The sequence below is a fragment of the Streptomyces roseus genome (assembly GCF_001044425.1).
In the GTDB taxonomy this organism is placed as follows: domain Bacteria; phylum Actinomycetota; class Actinomycetes; order Streptomycetales; family Streptomycetaceae; genus Streptomyces; species Streptomyces roseus.
This window is the reverse complement of record NZ_LFML01000081.1, coordinates 1-21,632: the sequence shown is the minus strand read 5'-3', so window position 1 is coordinate 21,632 and position 21,632 is coordinate 1. Positions and strand designations below refer to the sequence as shown.

Genomic DNA, 21,632 nt, shown 5'->3' with positions numbered 1-21,632 from the left:
TCCTCCCCAGACTCCCGCAGCGCCGCGCATTCATCGGCCGGACGCGCGGCGGACGGCCGGACGGGTCACCACCAGTAGGCGGGGTACCGCGGCGCCTTGCGCCGGATGCGTGACGCGGCGTACCCGGTCAGGACGAGGAGCACCGACGCGCCGAACAGCAGCGGGACGAATCGGGCGGGGGCCGGGCTCTGGAGCACGATCACCACGGAAGTGGCGCACGCGGGCGAGTGCGGGGTACGGGCGGTCATCAGCAGCGCGAGCGTGACACCGGCCGCGACGGCCGCGACCCAGGCGCTGCTGCCCGCCGCGGTGAGGGCGAGGTAGCCGACGGCGGTGGCCAGCAGATGGCCGGCGACCACACTGCGCGGCTGGGCCAGAGGCAGGGCGGGGGTGCTGTGCACGAGGGCGGCGCTGGCGGCCAGCGGCGGTATCAGCACCGGCTCGTGCAGCAGTGCGCCGATCCCGACGAGCCCCAGCAGCACCGCGGTCACGGCGCTGGTGCTGTGGAAGGCGGCCGCGGTGGTGGGACGGGCGGGCGCCCGGCCGGCGGCGATCCGGGACCGGGCGGACCTGGCGGCCGACTCCGGGGCGGGCGCGGAGGCGGAGGGCGAGGGCAGGACGGTGCTCATGTACGACTTCCGGGGCAGGACGACGGGGAAACGGGGAGTGCGGTCACGGGGAATGCGGCCGAGGCGGCACGGAGACGGGGTGATCGACCGCCGCCTCGGCCTCGCGCCCGTCCCTGGTACGGCCGACGCGGAGCGGCTACGACCCTATCCGTCAGGTGTGCGGGGCACGCATCCGGGGAGGGATACGGGTACGGGAAGGACGGAACATGACGACGCACGGCCCAGACGCGGAGGTACCCCCGCCCCCGCCCGCCGCCCACCGGGCCCCCGAGCCCGCCGGGGGCGGGGAGCCGGCCTGCATGCTCCACCTGGTCTGTCCCGACTGCGGACGGCTCGCCGACGAACACGGCGCGCGGTCCTGTTCCCGCTGCGGCGCCCCGCTCCCGGACTGCGGACCGTGAGGCCCGCGCGACCGCGCCCGATATCCACTGGCCCCGGCGAGGGCGGCGGTCCTAGGGTGCGGGCCATGACGATCATGAGCTCAGAATCCGTGAACCGATCCGTGTCCCTCACCGCACAGGCCCTGCGCAAGGTGGCGCACCTCGACTGGTCCGTCCCCGCCGCCGGCCTGGAGTGGAGCTGTTTCGACACCGCCGTGCACGTGGCGAGCGATTTCACCGGCTACGCCACCCAGCTCACCGGCCGCTCCACCAGCGGATACGCCCCCTTCGACATCACCGCCGACCCCGGCACCACCCCCGACGGCCTGATCCAGGTCATCGAGGCCACCGGGGGACTGCTGTCCGCCGCCGTGGCCGTGACCGACCCCGCGGTCCGGGCCTGGCATCCGTACGGCTTCGCGGGCCCGGACGGGTTCGCCGCGATGGGCGTCGTCGAGACGCTGCTGCACACCCACGACATCCTGAACGGTCTCGGCGTCCACGACTGGGAGCCCGACGCGGACCTCTGCGAGCAGGTCCTCGACCGGCTCTTCCCGCAGGTGCCGCGCGATGTCGCCGCCCCGTGGCCGACGCTGCTGTGGGTGACCGGCCGCGGCGCCCTTCCCGGCCTGCCCCGCCGCACCGCATGGCGCTGGTACGCCGAACCCGTCGCCGCGGAACGCGTCGTGCTCTGCGAGATCTCCCCGCTCGTCGCCGCGGACATCCGGGACGGCGGCACCGGCGGCTTCGCCTGGGCCGGGGACGGCCCCGGCGAGGGCACCCGGGTCGCCTCCACGATGGTGGCCAAGGCGCGCGAGGAGGGTACGTTCCGCCCGGGATGGGGCGCCTACGCCATCGTCCGTGAACAGGACCGGCGCGCGATCGGCGGGATCGGCTTCCACGGCGCCCCGGACGCCGAGGGGAACGCGGAGGTCGGCTACGACCTCGTCCCCTCGGCCCGGGGCAACGGCTACGTCACCGACGCCCTGAAGGGCCTGGTCGTCTGGGCCTTCGCGCAGCCCGGGGTGACCGCGCTGCACGCCGAGGTCGACGCCGGCAACGCGCCGTCCCACGCCGTGCTGGGCCGGGCGGGATTCGAGCGGACGGGCTCCACCGAGAACGGCGGAGCCCGGTACACCCTGCGTGCGGCCGCTCAGTAGGCGCCGCCGCTCAGAAGCCGCAGCCGGTGACCCACTTGTGAGAGGAGATGCGGTCGTTCCACTCCCACGGGATGTTGCCGGACCCGCCGTTCGGGGCGCAGGTGGATGCGCCGCCGTAGCCGATGTTCTCGTAGACGCGCACGTCCCCGAAGGAACCGGCGTACCCGTTGTTCCACCAGGACGAGGCCCGGTCGTTCATGTTGAAGTTGCCGCCGGCCCCACAGGTGCGCCAGTCGGCGTCGTTGCCGCTCCAGCCGCAGGAGTGGCCGCCGCGGTTGGTGTCCTCCCAGACCCAGTAGTTGCCGTCCGCGGCCGCGCCGGAGGCGTCAAAGGCCCCGGCCGTGGCGGCGGTGCCGGCCGTGGCGGCGCCGGCGGCGGTCATGGTCGCGGGGACGGCCAGCAGCGGTACGGCGAGCGCGCCGGCGAGCAGCAGGGTGCGGAACTTACGCATGGGATCCTCCGGAAGGTCGTGGGTTCGGTGTCCGGTCTGCTTCTTCGGGGCCGTGGTCTTCACAGCCGTGTTCTTCACATGCCTGGCGCGCCGTCGCCAGCGCGCCGTTCTGGAGCCGCCACCTGAGCGCGATCTCCTCCTGGTGCTGGGCACGGAGTTGTTCGCCGTAGGTGTGGTCCAGAGCCTTGGAGACCCGGGCCAGCGCGGTGCCGGTCGCACAGGTCGCTTCGATGACCGCCAGTTCGGCCTCGGCCGCGTCCGCCCGCGCCGGCGGCATGCTCTCGCCGAACCGGGCCGCGGCCTGCCGGGAGGCGTCGGGGTCCGCGTACGGGCGGCCGGCCGCCCGCATGCACGCGGCCCACTGCCCTACGGCGTCCGCGTACTGGCGGTCCCCGTGTACGCGCGTCTCGCGCACCGGCCGCAGGTTCATCGTGACGACCTTGACGCGGAACCAGGTCGCCAGATCCCCGTAGAGGGTGCGTTCGGCCTCCGCGATGCAGCCCTCGGGGGAGGCGGTGATCGTCATTCCGGTGGGGGCGGTGGCGGAGAGCCCCACGGGGGCGGAACCCATGAGCGCGGTCCGGGCGGCCGCCCGCCCGGACGCCGACAGCCCGCGGAAGTACCGCTGGTTGGGATCGGCCTCCCGGGCCTTCGCCGCGGCGCGTTCCTCCCGGCCGCCGTAGCCGTGGGCCCGCGCCCACTCGACGTCGTCCACCCCGTACGGGAAGGACCGCGCGCCGGTGTCGGCGACCTCGGTGACGGCGTACGGGAAGCCCCGCCCGTCCATGCACCGGCTGATCAGGATCTGCTCGGCCCGCTCCAGCAGCCGGGTCTCGGCGGCGCTGGGCTCACGGGCGGGGGCGAGCGGTGCGGGCCGGCCGGCCGGGCCGGCCGCGACCTTCGGTGAAGCTCCGTCGGGGGCCTCGGCGGCCGGCCCGCAGCCTCCCAGGAGCAGGAGGGCCGCCGCGGCCGCGGCGGCGGCCCGGGCGGGGTGGTGTCGTCGCATCGGTGTGCCCCTTCCTCTCGCGGCGACGGTGGTGCGGCGAACCCAGGTCTAGCGGCGATCGGTTGTTCGGCGTCGGCGTGGTGGCAGTGAACAAACAATTGCTGAACAATCCACCCCAGAGGGCAGCAAACTCACCAGGCGGGAAAGGGGAGGACATGGCCCGCAAGGAGCGTCCGCTGGAGGGTGAGGACGGACCGCTGAGGCGGTTCGCCACCGCCCTGCGCCGCCTGCGCCACGAGGCCGGATCCCCGCCGTACCGGGAACTGGCGTCCCGCGCCCACTACTCCGTGGCGACCTTGTCCGGGGCCGCGTCCGGCCGCCGGCTGCCGAGCCTCGACGTGACGCTGTCGTACGTCCGCGCCTGCGGCGGCGACGTCCGGGAGTGGGAGGGCCGCTGGCACGCCGTCGCCGCACAACTGGCGGCGGCCGGAGCCCCGGAGCCCGAGGAGGTGACGGGCGAGAACGGGACGCACGGAACTCCGTACGTCGGCCTCGCGGCCTTCCGCACCGAGGACGCGGACCTGTTCTTCGGCCGCGAGCGGCTCGTCGAGGACCTCCTCGCGAGCCTCGCCCGGCAGCGCGTGGTGGCTCTCGTCGGCGCCTCGGGAGCCGGCAAGTCCTCCGTCCTGCACGCCGGGCTGCTGCCCCGGCTGAGCGCCCAGAGCCCGCCCACCGCGGTCCGCGTCCTGACCCCCGGACCGCACCCGCTCGATCGGGTGCGCCACGCCCTGGACGCGCACGCGGCCGACGGCGGCGAACTCGTACTGGTCGTCGACCAGTTCGAGGAGGTCTTCACGGTCTGCGCCGACCCCGGCGAGCGCGCCGGCTGCATCGACGCGCTCATCGCGCAGGCCCGGCGGCCCGCATCGCGCTGCCGCGTCGTCCTCGGCCTGCGCGCCGACTTCTACGGCCACTGCACCCGGTACGCAGCTCTCGTCGAGGTCCTGCGCCAAGGCCAGGTCCTCGTCGGGCCGATGAGCGCGGCCGAACTGCGCCGCGCCGTCGTCGAACCCGCCCGCCGGGGCGGCCTCACCGTGGAAGGCGCCCTCCAGGCCACGCTCGTCGCCCATGCCCACGGGCAGGTCGGCGCCCTGCCCCTGCTCTCCCACGCGCTCCTGGAGACCTGGCGGCGGCGCCGCGGCGCCGCCCTGACCCTGGACGGATTCCACGCGGCGGGCGGCTTCGAGGGAGCGCTCGCCCAGTCCGCGGAAACCCTCCACACCTCCCTCTCAGTGCGCCAGCAACGGCTCGCCCAGCAGATCTTCGTCCACCTCATCGCCCTCGGCGAGGGCACGCAGGACACCAAACGCCCGGTGGCCCGCGAAGAGCTGAACCAGGACGCCGACACCGCCACCGTCCTCGCCCGGGCCGCGCGGCTGCGCCTGCTCACCCTCGACGACGGACGGGTCGAGCTCACCCACGAGGCCCTCATCCGCGCCTGGCCCCGGCTGCGCGGCTGGCTCACCGACGACCGCGAACGCTTACGCCTCCACCGCCGCCTCACCGACGCCGCCCGGGCCTGGGAGGCCCTCGGCCGTGACCCCGGCGCCCTCTACCGCGGCACCCGGCTCGACCTCGCCCGTGACCTGGCCGCCACCCGCACCACCGGACTCTCCGCCGCGGAACGGGCCTTCCTCGAAGCGAGCACCGCGGCCGAGGCCGCCGCCGGGAACGCCGCCCGCCGCCGCGCCCGCCGCCTGCGCACCCTCGTCGGCCTCCTCGCCGCCCTCGTCGTGGTGGCCGGGGCCGCCACCACCAACGCCGTGCGCGCCGAGGACGAGGTCACCCGACAGCGCAACGACGCCGTCGCCCAGAACCTCGCCGACAGCGCCCCCGACCTCGCCAACACCGAGCCGGGGCTGGCCGTACAGCTGGGCCTGACCGCGTACCGCCTCGCCCCCACCACCAAGACGCGCGACAGCCTGGCCAGCACCCTGATGACCGCCACGCCCGCGCACGCCAAGGAGGTCCTCGCGCTCGCCTACCGCCCCGACGGCGGGCAGCTGGCGACCACGAGCGGCGACCACACCGCGCGGCTCTGGCGGATGCACGGCACCGACGCGCCCGTCGCCGAGGCCACGCTCGGCGGGCACGGCGACGACGTGCGCTGCGCGGCCTACCGGCCGGACGGCCGCGCGCTCGCCACCGGGGCCGCCGACGGGAGCGTCCGGCTGTGGGACGCGGCGGACCCGTCCCGGCCCGCCCCGCTGGCCTCGCTCACCGGCCAAGGGGGCGACGTGCGCTCCCTGGCCTACGGGCCGGACGGCCGTACGCTCGCCATCTCCGGGGCCGACGGGAGCGTGGGGCTGTGGGACGTCGCCGACCCCGCCCGCCCCGCCCTGCTCGCCCGCCTCGCCGGGCACCGGGACGCCGTCCGTTCCGTCGCCTTCAGCCCGGACGGCCGTACGCTGGCCAGCGCGGGCGAGGACCGCACCGTACGGCTGACCGACGTGGCCGACCCGCGGCGCCCGGAGCCGCTGGCCGTCCTGGAGGGCCACGACATCGCCGTGTTCTCCGTGGCCTTCGCCCCCGACGGACACACGCTCGCCGCCGCCGGCGGCGGACGCACCTCGATCCGCCTCTGGAACGTCACCGATCCGCGGCGCCCCGCCCCGCTCGCCGTCCTCGCGGGCCACACCGACGTCGTCGGCTCGGTGGTGTTCAGCCCCGACGGGCGGACCCTCGCCAGCGCGAGCGACGACCGCACGGTGCGCGTGTGGAGTGTGGCCCGCCCCGCCCACCCCGGGCTGATGACCACGCTGACCGGCCATCTCACCGCCGTCAGCTCGGTCGCCTTCAGTCCCGACGGCGCGGTGCTGGCCTCCGCCGGATTCGACGGCACGGTCCGGCTGGCGGGTACCGACCAGGCGCGCGTCATCGCCGGGGCGTGCGCGCACACCGGACCGCGGATCACGCGCGCCCAGTGGTCCGCGCACCTGCCGTACGTCGACTATTCCCCGCCGTGCGGCGGCATGGAGCAGGGGTCCGCGGGGGTGTCCGGGCGGTAGCCTCGGCGGCGGACGCCCGACACCGGCTCGGAAGGCAGGCCCCGATGGCGAGTTCTCCGATTCCCCCTTCTTCCGCTTCTTCACCTTCTTCCGCTTCTTCCGCCCGTTCCCGGATCCCCGTGATCGACCTCGGACCGTGGCGGTCCGGCGAGGCGGGGGCGCGGCAACGGATCGCCGCCCGCGTCGACGAGGCGCTCCAGGCGGCCGGGTTCCTGCTGATCACCGGGCACGGGGTGGATCCGCGTCTGCCCGCGCGGATCCGGGAGGCGGCCCGGGAGTTCTTCCGGCAGCCGGCCGAGGCCAAGGACCCGTACGCGGTCGCGGTCGGTGGGCGGGGCTGGCTCGGTCCGGGCGCCGAGGCCAACAGCTACGCGGAAGGGGCCGCCTCGCCGCCCGACCTCAAGGAGTCCTGGTCCTGCGCGGCCGACGAGCCCACCGGGGACCTGTCCGTGGACGCCGAGTGGTTCCGGCCGAACGCCTGGCCGGCCGAGGTGCCGGCGCTGCGAGCGCCGGCCGTCGAGTACATCGCCCGGATGCGGGCCCTGTCGGACGAGCTGCTGGAGCTCCTCGCCACCTCACTCGGCCTCGACGCCGACCACTTCACCCGCCACACCGGCCACCCCACGTGGGGGTTCAACCTCAACTGGTACCCGGGCACGGAGGTGCTCGGCGAGCCGCTGCCCGGCCAGTTCCGCATCGGGGCGCACACCGACTTCGGGACGGTCACGATCCTCGACCGCGAGCCGGGCTCGGGCGGGCTCCAGATCCACACCGACGCCGACGGCTGGCAGGACGCCCCGTACGATCCGGCCGCGCTCACCGTGAACATCGGCGACCTGATGGCCCGCTGGACGGGCGACCGCTGGCGCGCGGGACGCCACCGGGTGCTGCCGCCGCCCGCCGACGCCCCGGCCGAGGAGCTCGTCTCGCTGGTCTATTTCTACGAATGCGATCCGCACACCCGGGTCGAGTCGCTGCCGGCGCCGGTGGGGCGGGTGGTGCACGAACCCGTGGACTCCCACGCGTACCTGAGGGCGAAGCTGGACGCGATCACGGTGTCCTGACGCCTCCCGACCTCGTGGCGCCGGTGGTACCGGGTCCGCGGCGGCCGCCCGGCCCGATTACCGCTGGTCGGCGGTGTTCGGCAGGATGGGGGCATGACCGAGATCCGCACCCCCCGCCTGCTGCTGCGCCGCTGGACCGACGACGACCTCGTCCCCCTGTCGGAGATCAACGCCGACCCCGATGTGATGCGCTGGATCGGCGACGGCTCCACCCTCGACCTGGACCAGACCGCCGAGGAGATCGAGCGCTGGGAGGAGGAGTGGGACGACGAGGGCTTCGGCCTCTTCGCCGTCGAGCTGCTGGCCTCCGGCGAGCTGATCGGCGCGGTCGGCCTGAGCGTGGCGCAGTCCCCGGCGGAGGTACGGGACTTCGTGGCGATCAGCTGGCGGCTCGGCCGGCCGTACTGGGGCCAGGGTTACGCCTCCGAGGCCGCGCAGGCCACGTTGGAGTTCGCCCTCCAGGACCGGGGCCTCGACCGGGTGATCGCGGTCAACCGGTCGGGCCACGAGGAGTCCGAGAACGTGATCCGCAAGCTGGGCATGGTGGCGGAACTGGACACGACGGACCCGGAGCACGGCCACCTCCTCCAGGTCCACAGCATCGACCTCACGGAATACGAGGCCTGACCCGAGGGCTCCGGGCACCGGAGGGTCCTGGGCACCCGAGGGCTCCGGGCCAGGGGGCGACGGCCCCCCGGGCCATCAGGTGCCGGAGTTGTCGACGAGGCCCACGACGTCGAGAAACTCGACTTCGGGCGGGACGCCGTAGACCCCCGTCACCTTGTCGACGAGCTCTTGCGTGAAGAAGGCCCGGGCCTTCTCCTCGTCGTCCCAGACGTAGAAGTTCCGCGCGTGGACGCCGTCTTCGGCGAGCATGAAGCTCTTGAGGCGAAGGCCGGCCATGCCTTCGAACGGTCCCCGGAGTTCGTCGGCGATCTTGGCGATGGTTGAACGATCGAACTTGTCGGTCTGCGTGAAAGTCACGAGCACGCCGATCATCGGGAGCCTCCCATCGACTGGGTAAAGCAACGGTCGATCGAGTGATCCTGGCGGCCATCCCAGTATACGCGGCCGCACATTCGGGCCCCCGGGCCGCGAACCGGCAGGGTCGCCGGTCGGCCGGGCGCGACGCGGCCGGTCAGGGCTTGGCCGGGCCCGGGGCTTCGGCGGCGTGGCCGGCGCGGACCGCGGCGAGGGCGGCCGCGTGGACGGCGGCCGGGTCACCGCGGTGGGGGACCGGGCTGCCCGTCAGGGTGTACCACTCCTCCGCGTCCTTGTACTGGACCTCGATCCGGACCAGGCCACCGTCCGGGAGCGTCGTCGTACGCAGGGTCAGCGGGCCCGTGATCACCCCGACCTCGTCCGTCATCGCCCCGCCCGGCCCGGCGAGGACCTCGTCGCACCACTGCCCGCGTCCGCTCATGTGCTCTCGTCCTCTCGTCCCGTCATCCCGCGCAGCTGTCCAGCATCGTCGCGAGCATCTTCTTCTCGGCTTCCGTCACGGTCAGCCCGTACGTCGATTTCACGGTGGTCCAGGCCCGCCCGTACTGGCACCAGCTCGCCTTGTCCGGCGGCTGCCACAGGTCGGGACTCTGGTCGCCCTTGGAGCGGTTCGAGGCCGCCGACACCGACAACAGCTGAGGGTGGGTCAGGTCGTTGGCGAAGGCCTTGCGCCGCGCGGCGTCCCAGCCGGCCGCACCCGAGCGCCAGCCCTCGGCGAGCGGCACGATGTGGTCGATGTCCATCTTCGAGGCCTCGGTGACCACGACCCCGTCGTACAGGCTCTTCCACGTGCCGGAGACGGCCTTGCACTCGGAGTCCTGCTTGACGTCCGTGCCGTCGCGCTTGAGGACCACCTCGCGCGTGTCGCACTTGTTGCCCTGCTCGGCCCAGTGGGTGAACTTGGCCCGGCTGTAGCCGGCCATGGTCCCGGGCGCCGCGACCTTCAGCGCGGCCAGCTGCGCCCGGGCCGCCTCCACGCCGACCATGCCGGGCAGCACGTCCCCCGAGGCCGGTTTGGCGTCCGAGCCGCCCGGAGCGGAAGACGGCGAACCGCCCGCCGAGGACCCGCCGCCCTTGCCCGGCGCGGTACCGGTACCCGAGCACCCGGCCACGGCCAGCAGCACCGCCGCCGTCAGGGCAGCACCCCGCACACGTATCTGACGTCCCATCAACCCACCCCGAGCCGGCTCCGCACCGCACGCTGTCCCCGAAAGACTACCCAGAACCGGACATTCAAGCGGACGACCCACGCGTCGCGCCCCGCGGCCACCGAACCGTGTGCTCCCCGGGCCGCCGGGGCGGGCGCTCGGCGGGGCCCCTCGGTGGGTGTTGTCAGTGGCCCTCGCTAGTCTCCCGGCATACCGCAGCTCAGGGGGCTTCGTCCCCCTGGTCGACGCTGCGCGCATCCGGGTTTCGGGCAGGCGGAGGGGCACGTACTGATGGCATGGCTGGCGGCGGGCGAGGGGTACGAGATCGCCCTGGTGGAAGGGAAGGTGGCGGCGCGGTCCGCCACCGGGCGCACGGCGGGACGGCAGTTGAAGACGCTGCCCAAGGCCCTGCGCGACCACCCCGAGGTGGACCGGCTGCGCCGGCTCGCCGAATGGCTGGATCGGCACGAGGCCGCCTGCGTCGCCCAGGTGGACACCTGGATGGTGTCCTCGCTGCCCGTGCCGACGGCGCTGCTCGCCCGGGTCTGGCCGGACGAGGCCTGGCAGAGCGCGCTGCGCGACATCGCGGTCGTCGGCGACGACCCGGACGAGGTGGGCTTCCTGCGGGACGCCACCGCCGGCGGTGAGCTGAAGGTGGTCAACCTCGACGGCGAGACCGTACGGCTCTCCCCGCTCACGGTGACCCTGCCGCACCCGGTGCTGCTGCCCGACCTCGACGACGTACGGGACTTCGCGGCCGAACTCGGCATCGTCCAGCGCGTCGAGCAGATCCACAGGCCGACCTGGGTGAAGCCCGAGGCGCCGGCCGCCACCGCCACCGAGGTACGGGACTACGCGGGCGGGGTGTTCGCGAGCCGGTTCGGCCTGGCCGCACGGGCGACCGGCCTCGGGTACCGGGTCTCCGGCGGCTACGCGACCTGCAAGGTCCGCGACACCGGCAGGGGCACGGAGGCGGCCGTCTGGATCGGCGAGCCGTACTACGAGGACGAGACGAGCACCGGCGCCCTGAGCTGGCACGACGAGAACGGCCGGGCGGTGCGGCTGACGGAGGTCGGACCGGTCGCCTGGTCCGAGGGAATGCGGATGGCCGCGGCGCTGTACGCCGGGCGCAAGATCGAAGAGGGCGGGGACGCGCGATGAGCACCACCACCGACACCACGGCTGCGGCGGCCCCGGCGGCGGAGACCGCCGAACTGCTGCTCAAGGCCGGCGCCGTACTGCCGAACGGCACCGAGGGCGCGGGCCCCACGGCGGTCGACCTGACCGCACGCACCTACCGCCACCCCGCCCTGCCGGACGGCCGCGTCGTCGTCCGGCTCGCGGCCGCCGAACTGGGCCCGGCGGAGGACCTCGCCGCCGGATTCCTCGGGCTCGTGCCCGACGAGGCCGAGGGCGCACCGCCCGTGGTGGGCCTCGGGCAGCGCCAGGCCCTCGGCTTCCCCGAATGGGTCCTCGTCCACCACCCGCAGGACGGCCACCACGCCCTCGCCGTGGTCCCCGAGCTCGACCGGATCGCCCGTACCGCCAAGACCAAGCCGAAGGCCGCCCTCGACGCCTGCCACGAACTGGCCGGCCGGCTCGGCGCCGCCGTCCCGCACTTCCTGCCCGTCTTCTACGAGCAGGCCGCCCGGGCCTTCCTCGCCGTCGAGAACACCACGTACGCCGCCCAGCTGTTCGGCCGGGCCCGCACCAGCGAGGCCCAGCACGGCCTGACCGTCGACGAGGACCGCCTCGACGCGGTGTTCCTCGAATTCGCCCTGGTCGGCGCCCTCCCGGTCAAGGTGCTCACCGGCTACGGCAAGGAGCTGTCCGCCCGGGTCGGCCCCGCCGAGGCCCTGATGCGCTTCCGCCGCCTGTGCGTGCGCCGCACGGCCGGCGGACTGCCGCCCTCCGCGCAGGCCGCGACCGAACTGCGACGCCTCGCCCGCGCCGCCGGACTGACCGGCACCGAGGCCGAGCAGGAGTACCTCGCCGAGCTGCTCCCGCTGCCCGCCACGCTGCGCGCCGCGTACGGCTGGTGGAAGGCCCACCGCACCGCGCTCGTCGCACTGGCCCGCCGGGTGCCGGCCGTACGGGGCACCCTGCTCGGCCTGATGCCGCCCGGCGGCGGGGACGGCGAGCTCCTGGAGCTGTGGCTCGGCCTGCTGGAGGAATCCGGCGCCACCGCCGGGCTGGTCAGCGCCGACCTGCCGGCCGAGGAGCGCTGCTCCGACGGCGCCGCCGGCTGGCTGGAGCGCTTCCACGCCGCCCGGCACACCGGCTGGGGCTCGCGTCCCTCGCTTCCCGCACTGCTGGACCTGGTCACGCGCGCCGCCGGCCGGCTGCGGGCCGAGCTCGCCGCTCGGGCCGAACCGGCCGGGTCCGGTCGCGCAGCGGGCCTGAAGGTGGGCGTCGAGGACGCCGACCTGCTGGACCTGCTGCTCTCCCTGGGCGTCCCGGTCACCGACCCCGACCCCGATTCCGACTCCCGCCGACGCCACGACCAGCTGAACCTGGCCGACTGGGCGCGTTCCGACCAGCGGCGGGACCTCCTCGCCATCGCCGCCGACCCGCGCTTTCGGCCCGCGTTCCGGCGGGCCGCGTACGGCCTGGGCGGTGACGCCCACGCGGTGGAGGTCATGCGCCTGCTCGCCGCCGCGCCCGGCGGCCGTCCGATGCTCACCGAGTGGATGCACGAGGTGGCCGCGGCCTCCACCGCCGCCGGACTGCCCGGACTGCCCGACGCCATCCGCCGGCTGACCTGGCTGCCCGCCGAAGCCCTCGAACTCGCCCGTGAGGAGGTGGCCGCCGCGGCCGCCGCCGACCTCGGCTCCATCCTCGCCCGCACCCTGCGCACGGGGCTCTTCGAGGAACTGACCTGGCCCGCCTGGGAGAGCGCCGTCGCCGAGATGACACCCTCCGGCCACAACGGGAGCGATCTGACCGTCGTCGAGGCATGGCCCCACCTGATCGTCGCCAACTCCCGTCAGGTCCGCGTCATCGACGCCGAATCCACCGTACTCACCCACGACCTGCGGGCGGCGAGCGGCAACGCGCGCCGGTACGGGTTCCACTACGTCGACGGCGAACTCCTCGTCTTCTGGGGCCACTACGGCACCGGGGACATCAAGGGCTACTGGCACACCGACCCCGCCAACGTCTTCACCGTCGACACCACCGGCCGCCACTGGAACCTGCGCTCCGAGGACATCAGCCTGCCCCTGCCGGGCGGCGGCCGCGCCACCGGCGGCGGGGTCCTGCACGCGGGGGACACCGCACTGCCCGGCGAGCGGCGGCTGCTGTCCGACGGGACCGCGTACTGGGTGTGGCAGCACCGCGACCAGGAACACGAGGGCGGCTGGCGCGAGTACGACCCGGCCGGCGGGACCCTCGGCCGGTTCTCGGTGCCCGGCTTCCTCGCCGACGCACGGACCGCCCACCCCGGCAACGGCAACACGGTCCGCACCGGATCCTGCTGGCTGCGGCCCGCTCCCGCCGTGGAGGGCTCGGTCCTCGGCACGCCCGCGGACGGCCTGCTCGGCTGGCGGGTCGTACGCGTCCCCGGGCGGGGCTGGGAGGCCTCCGACACCGGCGGCCGCAGGGTCGCCGTGCCCGAGGGCTCCGAGATGCCCGTCGCCGCGCTCACCTTCCCCGGCGACGAGCGGCCGCGCGCACTCACCCACCGCTGGCGCGAGCTGAGCATCAGCGACCCGGAAGGCGTGGTCACCGCCCAGTCGCGCGGCGACTACCGCACCGCGGCCTTCGCCACCGGCAGCGTCGAACTCCCGCCCCTGCCCTTCTGGTACGCGCTGCGCCCGCGCGACCCGCAGGCCTCGGCCGCCTTGCGCGCCGCCGACGGCCCCTCCATCGGGGTCCTGCTCAAGGCGGCCGCCGCCGCCGAGGCGGCCACCGAGCTGCCCGAGCTGGTCCGCACGGCGCTGCCGCAGGTCACCGCTCCGCAGCTGATCGGGGGCATCGTCGAGGTACTGCGCTTCGCCCTCACCCAGCAGGAGGCGCTGGACGGGGTCGCCGCCCGGCTCGACCCCGACGCGGACACCGGTGGCCGGGAGCCGGAAGGCCCCACCGACGAACTGATCGCCGACGCGCTGCACGGGCTCGTCGGCACCGGGTACTACCGCTGGGGCGCCCGCGGCGACGTCACCCACCGCTACCTGGACGGGCTGCTCCGGGCGGCCGCCGACACCGAAGCCGCGGCCGTACCCGGCAGGCTCCACTTCGACGTGCCCGCACTGCCCTACTCCGCCCTCCCGTTCACGCAGCTGCTGGACCAGCCCGCGGCGATCGCCTACCGGGCCGTCGCCCTCGGCACCACCGAGGAGCAGCGGACCGCCCTGTGCACCCTGCTCGGCCGGGTGCAGGCGCTCGGGCTGGACTCGGCCGAGGGCTCCGCGGACCGCTGGCGCCGGGTCCTGGTCCACCTCGACCAGCGCCACCTGAGCACCCCCGACGGCATCGAGCGCGACACCTCGCACCGCAGCCTGCTGCCGCTGGGCGGCGGGGCCGTCCTCGGTCTCACCGAGCACCACGTGTCCGTACCCGACGGGCACGAGTTCGGCGCGTTGCTGTACGACCCGTCGGGCCGTTTCACCGTGCCCGGCCCCTACACCCTGCGCGGCGCCGCCCCGCTCGGCGAGCGGGAACGCGGCCCGGGCTGGCTCGGGGCGTTCCTGACCGAGGCCGCCGAGCGCGGTCCGGCGCCGTTCCTCCCCGAGGCGGCCGAGGAGTTCGCCCGGCTCACGGGCGTGTCCACCACCCTCGCGCGGCTGCTCCTGGCCGGCCTGCCCCACATCGACAGCTACGAGCACCATTTCCTGCCGGCCGAACTGCGCACCGCCCTCGGCGTCAAGGCGGCCGAGGCGAAGCACGCCCGGTCCGAGCTCACGAGCCTCCAGATCGAGGTGCGGCGCGAGGTCGTCGCCGCGCTGCTGCCCGCCGATCCGGCGCGGTTGTGGAGCGAGGGCCCCGACGTGGCCGCCGCGGCGCAGGTGTGGAACGCCCGCGTGGGCCGCCGTACCCCCGTGCCCGAGTGGCTGCTCGCCGAGGCCACCCGCGCCGCGAAGACCGGCTGGTCCACGCACCGGGCCCTGGCCGCGCTCCTCGACCCGGCGCAGTCGCGCCCGCTCGGCGTCGACGTCGCCTGGGAGGTCAAGGGGGACCACGTCGAGCCCGCCGAGCCCGCCACCGAGCCGTTCACCTCGACCGTCCTGACCGGCGCCGTGACCCTGACGGCCTGGCTGGCCCACCGGCTGCCCGCCGGGGACCCGCTGCGCGCCGCGCTGCCGCCCGCCCTGACCGCCGTACGGCAGCGGCTCGCCGCTCCCGAACTGATGCTCAGCATCGGCCACTTCACCCACCTGCCGGAGTTCCGCAAGGCCGCGGGCACGCCGACCGAGACGGGCGAGGGGTACGAACGCTACGGCGCGGTGGTCATGGCCACCCACGACGACCGGCCCCGGCCCGCCGTGCGGCCGGCCCTGCTCGACTCGACCGGCTGCGACCCGTACCTGCCCGCCCTGCGCGGCGAGGACCAGCAGCCCTCGCCGGAGGAGACGGCGCTGCGCGCCGTGCACGATCCGCGGCTCGCCGCCCTGCTGGCGGACCCCGGCGCACCGGCGGCCGGCGCCGTCGACAAGGACGGCACGTGGTGGCCGCAGGACCCGAGCCGCTCGGTGCCCGAGCTGGTCGCGGAGGTGTCCGAGGCGCACGGGCTGGGATCGGACGCGGCCGCCGTGTACCTGGCGCTGCTCGCCATGCCCGACCCGACCGACCGCAACGTGGCCCGCTGGACGGGCTGGAAGCCGGCCCGCCTCAAGGCCGCCCGCGCCGAACTGGCCGCCACCGAACTGGTGGTGACGGCCTCGCGCACCCGGGCCGGGCGCTCGCTGTTCCTGCCCGGCGGCTGGGCGGAGATGTCCTCGCCGGTGCTGCCGGTGGAGCTGTGGAAGCTGCCGATGTACGGGCTGGCCCCGGGCGGGCGGCCGGTGCTCGGGGTGCTGGTGCCGGACGAGCCGGCCGCGGACCTCTACCGGCGGGCCTGGCAGCGGGTCCGCGAGGGCGACGTACCGCGCTTCGAGGCCCTGAAGGTCAAGCGGACGCGCGCACGCCGCCGCTGACGCCCCGGCCCGCGCGGCGCCCCCCGGCTTCCGGGGGGCGCCGCGCAGGCCGGTACCCACCTCCCGCACCTGCCTGCCCTCACATCTCGCGAAGGAACCACCACGCCATGACCGTGACCGACACACCCGTCCAGAGTTCCCCGGCCCGGCAGTCGCTGCCCGCCGAGGAGCGCTACGCCGACGAACTCGCCTTCCTCGCCGCCCAGGACACCGGCCCCCGCCCGCCCGGCTGGGCACTCACCCCGCGCGCCGTCGTCACCTTCGTGTGCGGCAGCGAGGGCGCGGAACTGGCCATCGCGGGCCGGCGCCGCGCCGGCCTCGCGGCCAAGCTCGTGATCGCCCCCAAGTTCGTCGGCGAACGGGCGCTGGTCGAGCGCTGCGTCGTCACCCTCGCCGGAGAGCGCGGCCTGCTCCTCACCGGCGAACCCGGCACGGCGAAGTCGATGCTGTCCGAGCTGCTGGCCGCCGCCGTCTGCGGCACCAGCGCCCTCACCGTGCAGGGCACGGCCGGCACCACGGAGGACGCCTTCCGGTACGGCTGGAACTACGCCCTGCTGCTCGCCCAGGGCCCGACCTCGCAGGCGCTCGTCGACTCCCCGGTCCTCTCCGCCATGCGGACCGGGCGGGTCGTCCGGGTGGAGGAGATCACCCGCTGCCTGCCCGAGGTGCAGGACGCGCTGGTGTCGATCCTGTCCGACCGGCGGGTGAGCGTGCCCGAACTGACCGCCACCGAGGACGCGGTGGTCGCAGCGGCCTCCGGGTTCACGGTCATCGCCACCGCCAACCTGCGGGACCGCGGGGTCTCCGAGATGTCCGCCGCCCTCAAGCGGCGCTTCAACTTCGAGACGGTCGCGCCGATCGCGGACGCGGACGCGGAGGCCGCGCTGATCCGCCGCCAGGCGGTGGCGGCGGTGCGGCGGGCGGGCGCGGCGTTCGCCGTGGACGACGCGGTCCTCGACGCGCTGGTCACGGTCTTCCGAGACCTGCGGTCGGGGCGCTCGGCGGAGGGCTGGGACGTGGAGCGGCCCGGTACGGTCATGTCCACGGCCGAGGCGGTCCAGGTGGCGGCCTCGCTGGGCGTGGCCGCCGCGTACCTGCCGGGCGGCGACGTGCTGGACCTGCTGCCCGGGCACCTGCTGGGCGTGGTCCGCAAGGACGACCCGGCCGACCACGGCCGCCTGCTGGGGTACTGGGACGGCCCGGTCCGCCGCCGCGCCGAGGACGGCTCGGCGATGTGGCGCCGCCTGTGGGACCTGCGCGGGAACCTCCGATGACGGCTGCCGACCACCGCACCGCTCCCGCCGTTCCCTCCGACCCCGCTGCTCCCTCCGACCCCGCCGCTCCTGCCGACCGGACGACCGCCCTGGCGGCGGGGGCCGATCCGCGGACGGCCGTGGACGGGCTCGCCGCCTCGCGGGCGCCGTACCTGTTGGGCGTACGGCACCACAGCCCGGCCGTGGCCGCGGTGGTGCCGGCGCTGCTCGACGCCTCGGAGGCTGAGGTGCTGTGCATCGAGCTGCCGACCGACTTCCAGCCGTGGCTGGAGCACTTGGCGGACCCCGAGACCCTCGCGCCCGTCGCCCTGGCGGGCACGGGCCGCGAGGGCGGGCTCGCCTTCTACCCGTTCGCGGACTTCTCCCCGGAGCTGGCGGCGATCCGCTGGGCGCGCCGGCGCGGCGTGGAGGTCCTCTGCTGCGACCTCCCGCTGGCCGATGCCGGCTGGGCCGCGGCCCGGTCCGGGGACCCGGCCGCCCCGGTGGACGGCAGCGCGTACGCGGCGGCCCTGACCGCGTCCGGCACCGGGCGTGACGGCGACGACCTGTGGGACCGGGCCGTGGAGGTCCTGGCCCCCGGCTGCACGCCGGAAGCCGTCCGGCGGGCGGCCCTGGGCGTGGGCTGGGCCCTGCGCACGGACGGACCGGTCCCCGCGTCCGACCTGGCCCGCGAGGCCCACATGCGCGCGGTCGTCGACGCCGCGGCGTCGGGCGGCCGACGGGTCGCCGCCCTCGTGGGCGCTTTCCACGCCCCGGCACTCCTCGGCGGCGAGCCTGCCGCCGGGCCGGCCGCGGACGACGCGGCCGGCTTCGTTGCCGGCCTCGGGGCCGCCGGCTCCGGTGGCCGTATCAGGGCCGCGGGGCGGGCGCGGGTCCCCGGGCCCCGCGCCGACTCCGGTGACGGTGACGGTGCCCCGGCCGTGCCCGGCCCCGCTCCCGCAGCCGGGGCGGGCGGCGCGGTGACCTCCCTCGTGCCCTACTCGTTCGACCTGCTGGACTCCCGCTCCGGGTACCCCGCCGGAATCCGGGACCCGCTGTGGCAGCAGGCCGTGTTCCGGGCCGGCGGGGACGCCGGACAGGTGCGTGATGCCGCGTCCGTCGCGCTCACCGGCATCTGCCGCGAGCTGCGCCGCGCCGGCCACACCGCGGGGACCGGCGAGGCCGCCGAGACGCTGCGGCTGGCCTGCGACCTGGCCGCCTTGCGCGGGCTGCCCGCGCCCGGCCGGGGCGAGCTCCTCGAAGCCGTCACCACCGTCCTCGGCCAGGGCGAACCCCTCGGCCGGGGCCGGGCGTTGGCCAGGGCTCTGGAGGCCGTGCTCGTCGGCACCGGCCGCGGCCGCGTCACCCCGCACGCCCCGCGCTCCGGACTCGGCCCCCGTGTCGAGGCCGAGCTCGCCGAGCTGCGGCTGCCCGGCCCTAAGGACCCCGCCTCCCGCGAGGTCCGCCTCGACCCGCTCCGCTCCGACCTCGACCGCCGCCGCGAGGTGCTGCTCCAGCGGCTGGCCGTCTGCGGGGCCGCGTACGGGGAGCCCCTGGAGGTGGCCGCCACCGGCGACGGCACCGCGCTCGGCACCAAGTGGCGGCTGACCTGGACGCCTTCGGTCCCGGCCCGCCTCGACCTGGTCGCGGTCCGCGGGGTCACCGCCGCGCAGGCCGCCGCCGGCACCCTGCGGGAGACCGCCCGGCGGGCCGCCGCCGACGGCGGTCCGACCCCGGCCCAGATCCTCACCGGCCTGGCCGCGGCCGCGCGGTGCGATCTGCCCGAGCTGGTCGGCGTACGGCTGGAGGAGGCCGCGGAGATCCTTCCGCAGACCGCCACCCTGCCCGAACTCCTCGCCTCGCTCGACCTGCTGGAGGGCCTCGCGCGCGGGCACTTCCCGAGTACCGCCGAGGATTCCCGCGCCGCCGCGGCCGCCCTCACCGGCCGGCTCCTCGAAGCCGCCGTACGGTCCCTGCCCGGCCTGGCCGGCAGCGAGGACCACGCCGACGCGCGCGCCCTCGTGGCCCTCGCCGACCGGGCCGCGACCCTGCACCTGGGCCTGAGGATGGACACCGCTCTGGCGGAACTGACCGTCAGCGCGTCCCCGTTGATGCAGGGCGCCGCATCGGCCGTACGCGTCGTCCTCGATCTCGACCCGGCCGCCGGCCTGGGGGAGCGGGCCGCCGGATGGATCGACGGCGCCACGACCCCGGACGGCCGGCGCTCCCTGGCCCGCCGCCTCTGCGGGGTCCTGGCCGCCGCCGGGCCGCTGCTCCAGTCCTCCGCCGCCGCGCTCAGCCCGGTCCTGGACCGGATCGACGGCCTCGCCGACAAGGAGTTCCTCGACCGGCTCCCGGCCCTGCGCGCAGGCTTCGACGTACTGGCCCCGGCCGCCCGCGACCGGATGCTGGACGCCGTCACCGAGCGGCTCGGCGACCGCCTCGATCTGTCCCTCGACGCGCCGCCCGCGCTGCTCGCCCTGTGGGCCGCCGCGGACGCCGCGGGCGCCGCCGCGCTCAAGGCCCTCGAGGCGCTCCCGGCAGGCGGCACACCCCCTACGGCTCCCGATCCCGATCCTGACCCTGGCCCCGGTTCCGCTCCCGATTGCGGCCGCGAGCCGGAGGCACCCGTACCGCCCGTCCCCGCGCCCCCGCGGCGGGGCGAGGACCGGCTGGCCCCCGCCGACCGCTGGCGTCTGCTGCTCGGCCGACGCAGCGACCGGCTCGCCGCCGGCGCACGCCGCTACGCCCACGCGCTCGACGAGCTGTACGGCCACGGCCGCGGCGAAGGTTCCGCCGACCTGGAGGGCGGCCGGGGCAGTGGCGGCGGTGGCGGTCGGGAAGCCTCCTTCCCCACGGCCCGCGAATGGTCGCAGGAGCTCGAAGCGCTCTTCGGCGCCGACGTGCGCGAGGAGGTGCTCGCCGACGCGGCCGACGCGGGCCGCGCCGACGTGCTGGGCCAGCTCGACCCGGCGGCCGTCCGCCCCTCCGTGGAACTGCTCGGTTCGGTGCTGTCGCTGGCCGGCGGCATGCCGGAGTCCCAACTGGGCCGGCTGCGGCCCCTGGTCAAGCGACTCGTCGACGAACTCGCCAAGGAGCTCGCCACCCGGCTGCGCCCGGCCCTTTCCGGCCTCGCCACCCCGCGTCCCACGCGCCGCCCCGGAGGCAGGCTCGACCTGGCCCGGACCCTGCGCGCGAACCTCGCGCACACGCGCCGCCTCGGTGACGGCCGGGTGGTGGTCGTCCCGGAGCGGCCGGTGTTCGGCACCCGGGTCAGCCGCGAGGCGGACTGGCGGCTGGTCCTGGTCGTCGACGTCTCCGGTTCCATGGAGGCCTCGGTCATCTGGTCGGCCCTCACCGCAGCCGTACTCGGCGGAGTGCCGACCCTGTCCACCCACTTCCTGGCCTTCTCCACACAGGTCGTCGACCTCACCGACCGGGTCGAGGACCCGCTCTCGCTGCTGCTGGAGGTCCGCGTCGGAGGCGGTACGCACATCGCCGCGGGTCTGGCCCACGCCCGCTCCCTGATCACCGTGCCGAGCCGCACGCTCGTCGTCGTGGTCAGCGACTTCGAGGAGGGCGCGCCGATCGGCGGACTCCTCGGAGAGGTCCGCGCGCTGGCCGCGTCCGGCGCCCATCTGCTGGGCTGCGCCGCGCTCGACGACGCGGGCGCGCCCCGGTACTCGGTCCCGGTCGCCCGGCAGCTCGTGGCGGCCGGAATGCCCGTGGCCGCCCTCAGTCCGCTCGCCCTCGCCCGCTGGGTGGGCGACCGCCTCCGTGGAGAATCCCGATGAGCAGTGAGCCGAGTACCGAGCCGAACCTGCCGCCGGTGGCCCCCGAGGTCCTCGCCGAGGCCGTCGAGCAGCTCACGGCCCGGCTGCGCAAGAAGCTGGACGCGGCCACCCGGGACTGCGCGGCGGGGGCGCACCCGGGGGAGGACGGGGCCGTGACCGTCCGCTTCAGCGAGGACGCGCTCGTCACCCTGCGGCCTGGGCCGGGCGGTGCGGTGACCGCAGCCGAACAGGCCACGTGTACGTGCCTGTTGGCCCCGCGCTGCCTGCACCGGGCGGCGGTCCTGGGCGCCGCTCCCCTGGCCGACCCGGCGGACCTGGTCGCGCCGCACCCCGAAGCCGATCCGGCCCCCGATGCCGGGCAGCGCCCCGATGCGGGCGCGGGCTCGGGTGCCGGCGCGGGTGCCGGTGCCGGGCCCGGAGACGGGGCTGAAGCCGGGGGCGGGGCAGGGGAGCCTTCGGGGGGAGCCGACGGGCCCGCGCCCGAGGTGCTCACCGCGGCCCAGCGCCGCGCCGCCGCCGCGCTCTGGCGGGCCGCCGCCGAGGCACTGGCCGCCGGGGTCACGGCCGGTGGCGCGGTGGTCCAGGCCGAGCTGCTGCGGGCCG

At 75.9% G+C, this 21,632-nt stretch carries 15 protein-coding genes; 9 read left to right on the top strand and 6 right to left on the bottom strand.

The genetic code is table 11. The annotated features are described in order from the left end of the window. Positions 1-65: 65 nt before the first annotated feature. On the bottom strand, positions 66-629 hold the full coding sequence (locus tag ACS04_RS20825; RefSeq protein WP_053080866.1) for an HPP family protein: 564 nt from the start codon (positions 627-629) through the stop codon (positions 66-68). A gap of 490 nt (positions 630-1,119) precedes the next feature. On the opposite strand from ACS04_RS20825, the gene ACS04_RS20820 reads away from it, so the two are divergent. After that, positions 1,120-2,169: a GNAT family N-acetyltransferase gene (locus ACS04_RS20820; RefSeq protein WP_245236478.1), complete on the top strand. Its 1,050-nt coding sequence runs from the start codon at positions 1,120-1,122 to the stop codon at positions 2,167-2,169. A gap of 10 nt (positions 2,170-2,179) precedes the next feature. Here ACS04_RS20820 and ACS04_RS35360 read toward each other — a convergent pair whose 3' ends face one another. Both ACS04_RS35360 and ACS04_RS35355 read right to left on the bottom strand, forming a co-directional pair. Beyond that, on the bottom strand, positions 2,180-2,620 hold the full coding sequence (locus ACS04_RS35360; protein WP_053080865.1) for a peptidase inhibitor family I36 protein: 441 nt from the start codon (positions 2,618-2,620) through the stop codon (positions 2,180-2,182). Beyond that, a complete protein-coding gene (locus ACS04_RS35355) occupies positions 2,613-3,626 on the bottom strand; it encodes a hypothetical protein (RefSeq protein ID WP_053080864.1) in 1,014 nt (337 codons plus the stop codon). The genes ACS04_RS35360 and ACS04_RS35355 overlap by 8 nt, the downstream gene beginning before the upstream one ends. Positions 3,627-3,781: 155 nt before the next feature. Between ACS04_RS35355 and ACS04_RS20805 the strand changes: the two genes are divergently transcribed. The 3 genes from ACS04_RS20805 (at position 3,782) to ACS04_RS20795 (ending at position 8,325) form a co-directional block, all read left to right on the top strand. Further along, a complete protein-coding gene (locus tag ACS04_RS20805; protein WP_053080863.1) occupies positions 3,782-6,634 on the top strand; it encodes an nSTAND1 domain-containing NTPase in 2,853 nt (950 codons plus the stop codon). Between the two features lie 44 nt (positions 6,635-6,678). Further along, the gene (locus tag ACS04_RS20800; protein WP_078865059.1) at positions 6,679-7,698 is read left to right on the top strand and encodes an isopenicillin N synthase family dioxygenase; all 1,020 of its coding nucleotides are present in this window, start codon (positions 6,679-6,681) and stop codon (positions 7,696-7,698) included. 93 nt (positions 7,699-7,791) lie between these two features. After that, the gene (locus tag ACS04_RS20795) at positions 7,792-8,325 is read left to right on the top strand and encodes a GNAT family N-acetyltransferase (RefSeq protein WP_048478193.1); all 534 of its coding nucleotides are present in this window, start codon (positions 7,792-7,794) and stop codon (positions 8,323-8,325) included. Positions 8,326-8,400: 75 nt separating this feature from the next. Here ACS04_RS20795 and ACS04_RS20790 read toward each other — a convergent pair whose 3' ends face one another. The 3 genes from ACS04_RS20790 to ACS04_RS20780 all read right to left on the bottom strand — a co-directional run bounded on the left by ACS04_RS20790 (position 8,401) and on the right by ACS04_RS20780 (position 9,869). After that, positions 8,401-8,697 (bottom strand): hypothetical protein, encoded by a 297-nt coding sequence (locus ACS04_RS20790; RefSeq protein WP_048478192.1) that lies wholly within the window; start codon positions 8,695-8,697, stop codon positions 8,401-8,403. A 139-nt stretch (positions 8,698-8,836) separates the two neighbouring features. After that, positions 8,837-9,121, bottom strand: coding sequence for a hypothetical protein (locus ACS04_RS20785; RefSeq protein ID WP_048478191.1), 285 nt, complete (start codon positions 9,119-9,121; stop codon positions 8,837-8,839). A 22-nt stretch (positions 9,122-9,143) separates the two neighbouring features. Next, positions 9,144-9,869: an HNH endonuclease family protein gene (locus ACS04_RS20780; RefSeq protein ID WP_245236477.1), complete on the bottom strand. Its 726-nt coding sequence runs from the start codon at positions 9,867-9,869 to the stop codon at positions 9,144-9,146. A 270-nt stretch (positions 9,870-10,139) separates the two neighbouring features. On the opposite strand from ACS04_RS20780, the gene ACS04_RS20775 reads away from it, so the two are divergent. The 5 genes from ACS04_RS20775 to ACS04_RS20755 form a co-directional block, all read left to right on the top strand. After that, positions 10,140-11,009: a DUF4132 domain-containing protein gene (locus ACS04_RS20775; protein WP_048478190.1), complete on the top strand. Its 870-nt coding sequence runs from the start codon at positions 10,140-10,142 to the stop codon at positions 11,007-11,009. Further along, a complete protein-coding gene (locus ACS04_RS20770) occupies positions 11,006-15,982 on the top strand; it encodes a hypothetical protein (protein WP_048478189.1) in 4,977 nt (1,658 codons plus the stop codon). Before ACS04_RS20775 ends, ACS04_RS20770 begins: the two co-directional genes overlap by 4 nt. A gap of 107 nt (positions 15,983-16,089) precedes the next feature. Then, entirely contained in the window at positions 16,090-17,256 is a 1,167-nt protein-coding gene (locus ACS04_RS20765) for an ATP-binding protein (protein WP_048478188.1), read from the top strand. A gap of 89 nt (positions 17,257-17,345) precedes the next feature. Next, entirely contained in the window at positions 17,346-21,029 is a 3,684-nt protein-coding gene (locus tag ACS04_RS20760; protein ID WP_048478212.1) for a DUF5682 family protein, read from the top strand. Beyond that, a partial coding sequence (locus ACS04_RS20755) for an SWIM zinc finger family protein (RefSeq protein ID WP_048478187.1) occupies positions 21,026-21,632 on the top strand: 607 nt, incomplete at its 3' end. The genes ACS04_RS20760 and ACS04_RS20755, both read left to right, overlap by 4 nt.

Bases quoted from the DNA above. Each gene is read 5' to 3' on its own strand.
- ACS04_RS20805 (WP_053080863.1), top strand. From the start codon at position 3,782: ATGGCCCGCAAGGAGCGTCCGCTGGAGGGTGAGGACGGACCGCTGAGG.
- ACS04_RS20800 (WP_078865059.1), top strand. From the start codon at position 6,679: ATGGCGAGTTCTCCGATTCCCCCTTCTTCCGCTTCTTCACCTTCTTCC.
- ACS04_RS20770 (WP_048478189.1), top strand. From the start codon at position 11,006: ATGAGCACCACCACCGACACCACGGCTGCGGCGGCCCCGGCGGCGGAG.
- ACS04_RS20775 (WP_048478190.1), top strand. From the start codon at position 10,140: ATGGCATGGCTGGCGGCGGGCGAGGGGTACGAGATCGCCCTGGTGGAA.
- ACS04_RS20825 (WP_053080866.1), bottom strand. From the start codon at position 629: ATGAGCACCGTCCTGCCCTCGCCCTCCGCCTCCGCGCCCGCCCCGGAG.
- ACS04_RS20785 (WP_048478191.1), bottom strand. From the start codon at position 9,121: ATGAGCGGACGCGGGCAGTGGTGCGACGAGGTCCTCGCCGGGCCGGGC.
- ACS04_RS35360 (WP_053080865.1), bottom strand. From the start codon at position 2,620: ATGCGTAAGTTCCGCACCCTGCTGCTCGCCGGCGCGCTCGCCGTACCG.
- ACS04_RS20765 (WP_048478188.1), top strand. From the start codon at position 16,090: ATGACCGTGACCGACACACCCGTCCAGAGTTCCCCGGCCCGGCAGTCG.
- ACS04_RS20790 (WP_048478192.1), bottom strand. From the start codon at position 8,697: ATGATCGGCGTGCTCGTGACTTTCACGCAGACCGACAAGTTCGATCGT.
- ACS04_RS20780 (WP_245236477.1), bottom strand. From the start codon at position 9,869: ATGGGACGTCAGATACGTGTGCGGGGTGCTGCCCTGACGGCGGCGGTG.
- ACS04_RS35355 (WP_053080864.1), bottom strand. From the start codon at position 3,626: ATGCGACGACACCACCCCGCCCGGGCCGCCGCCGCGGCCGCGGCGGCC.
- ACS04_RS20795 (WP_048478193.1), top strand. From the start codon at position 7,792: ATGACCGAGATCCGCACCCCCCGCCTGCTGCTGCGCCGCTGGACCGAC.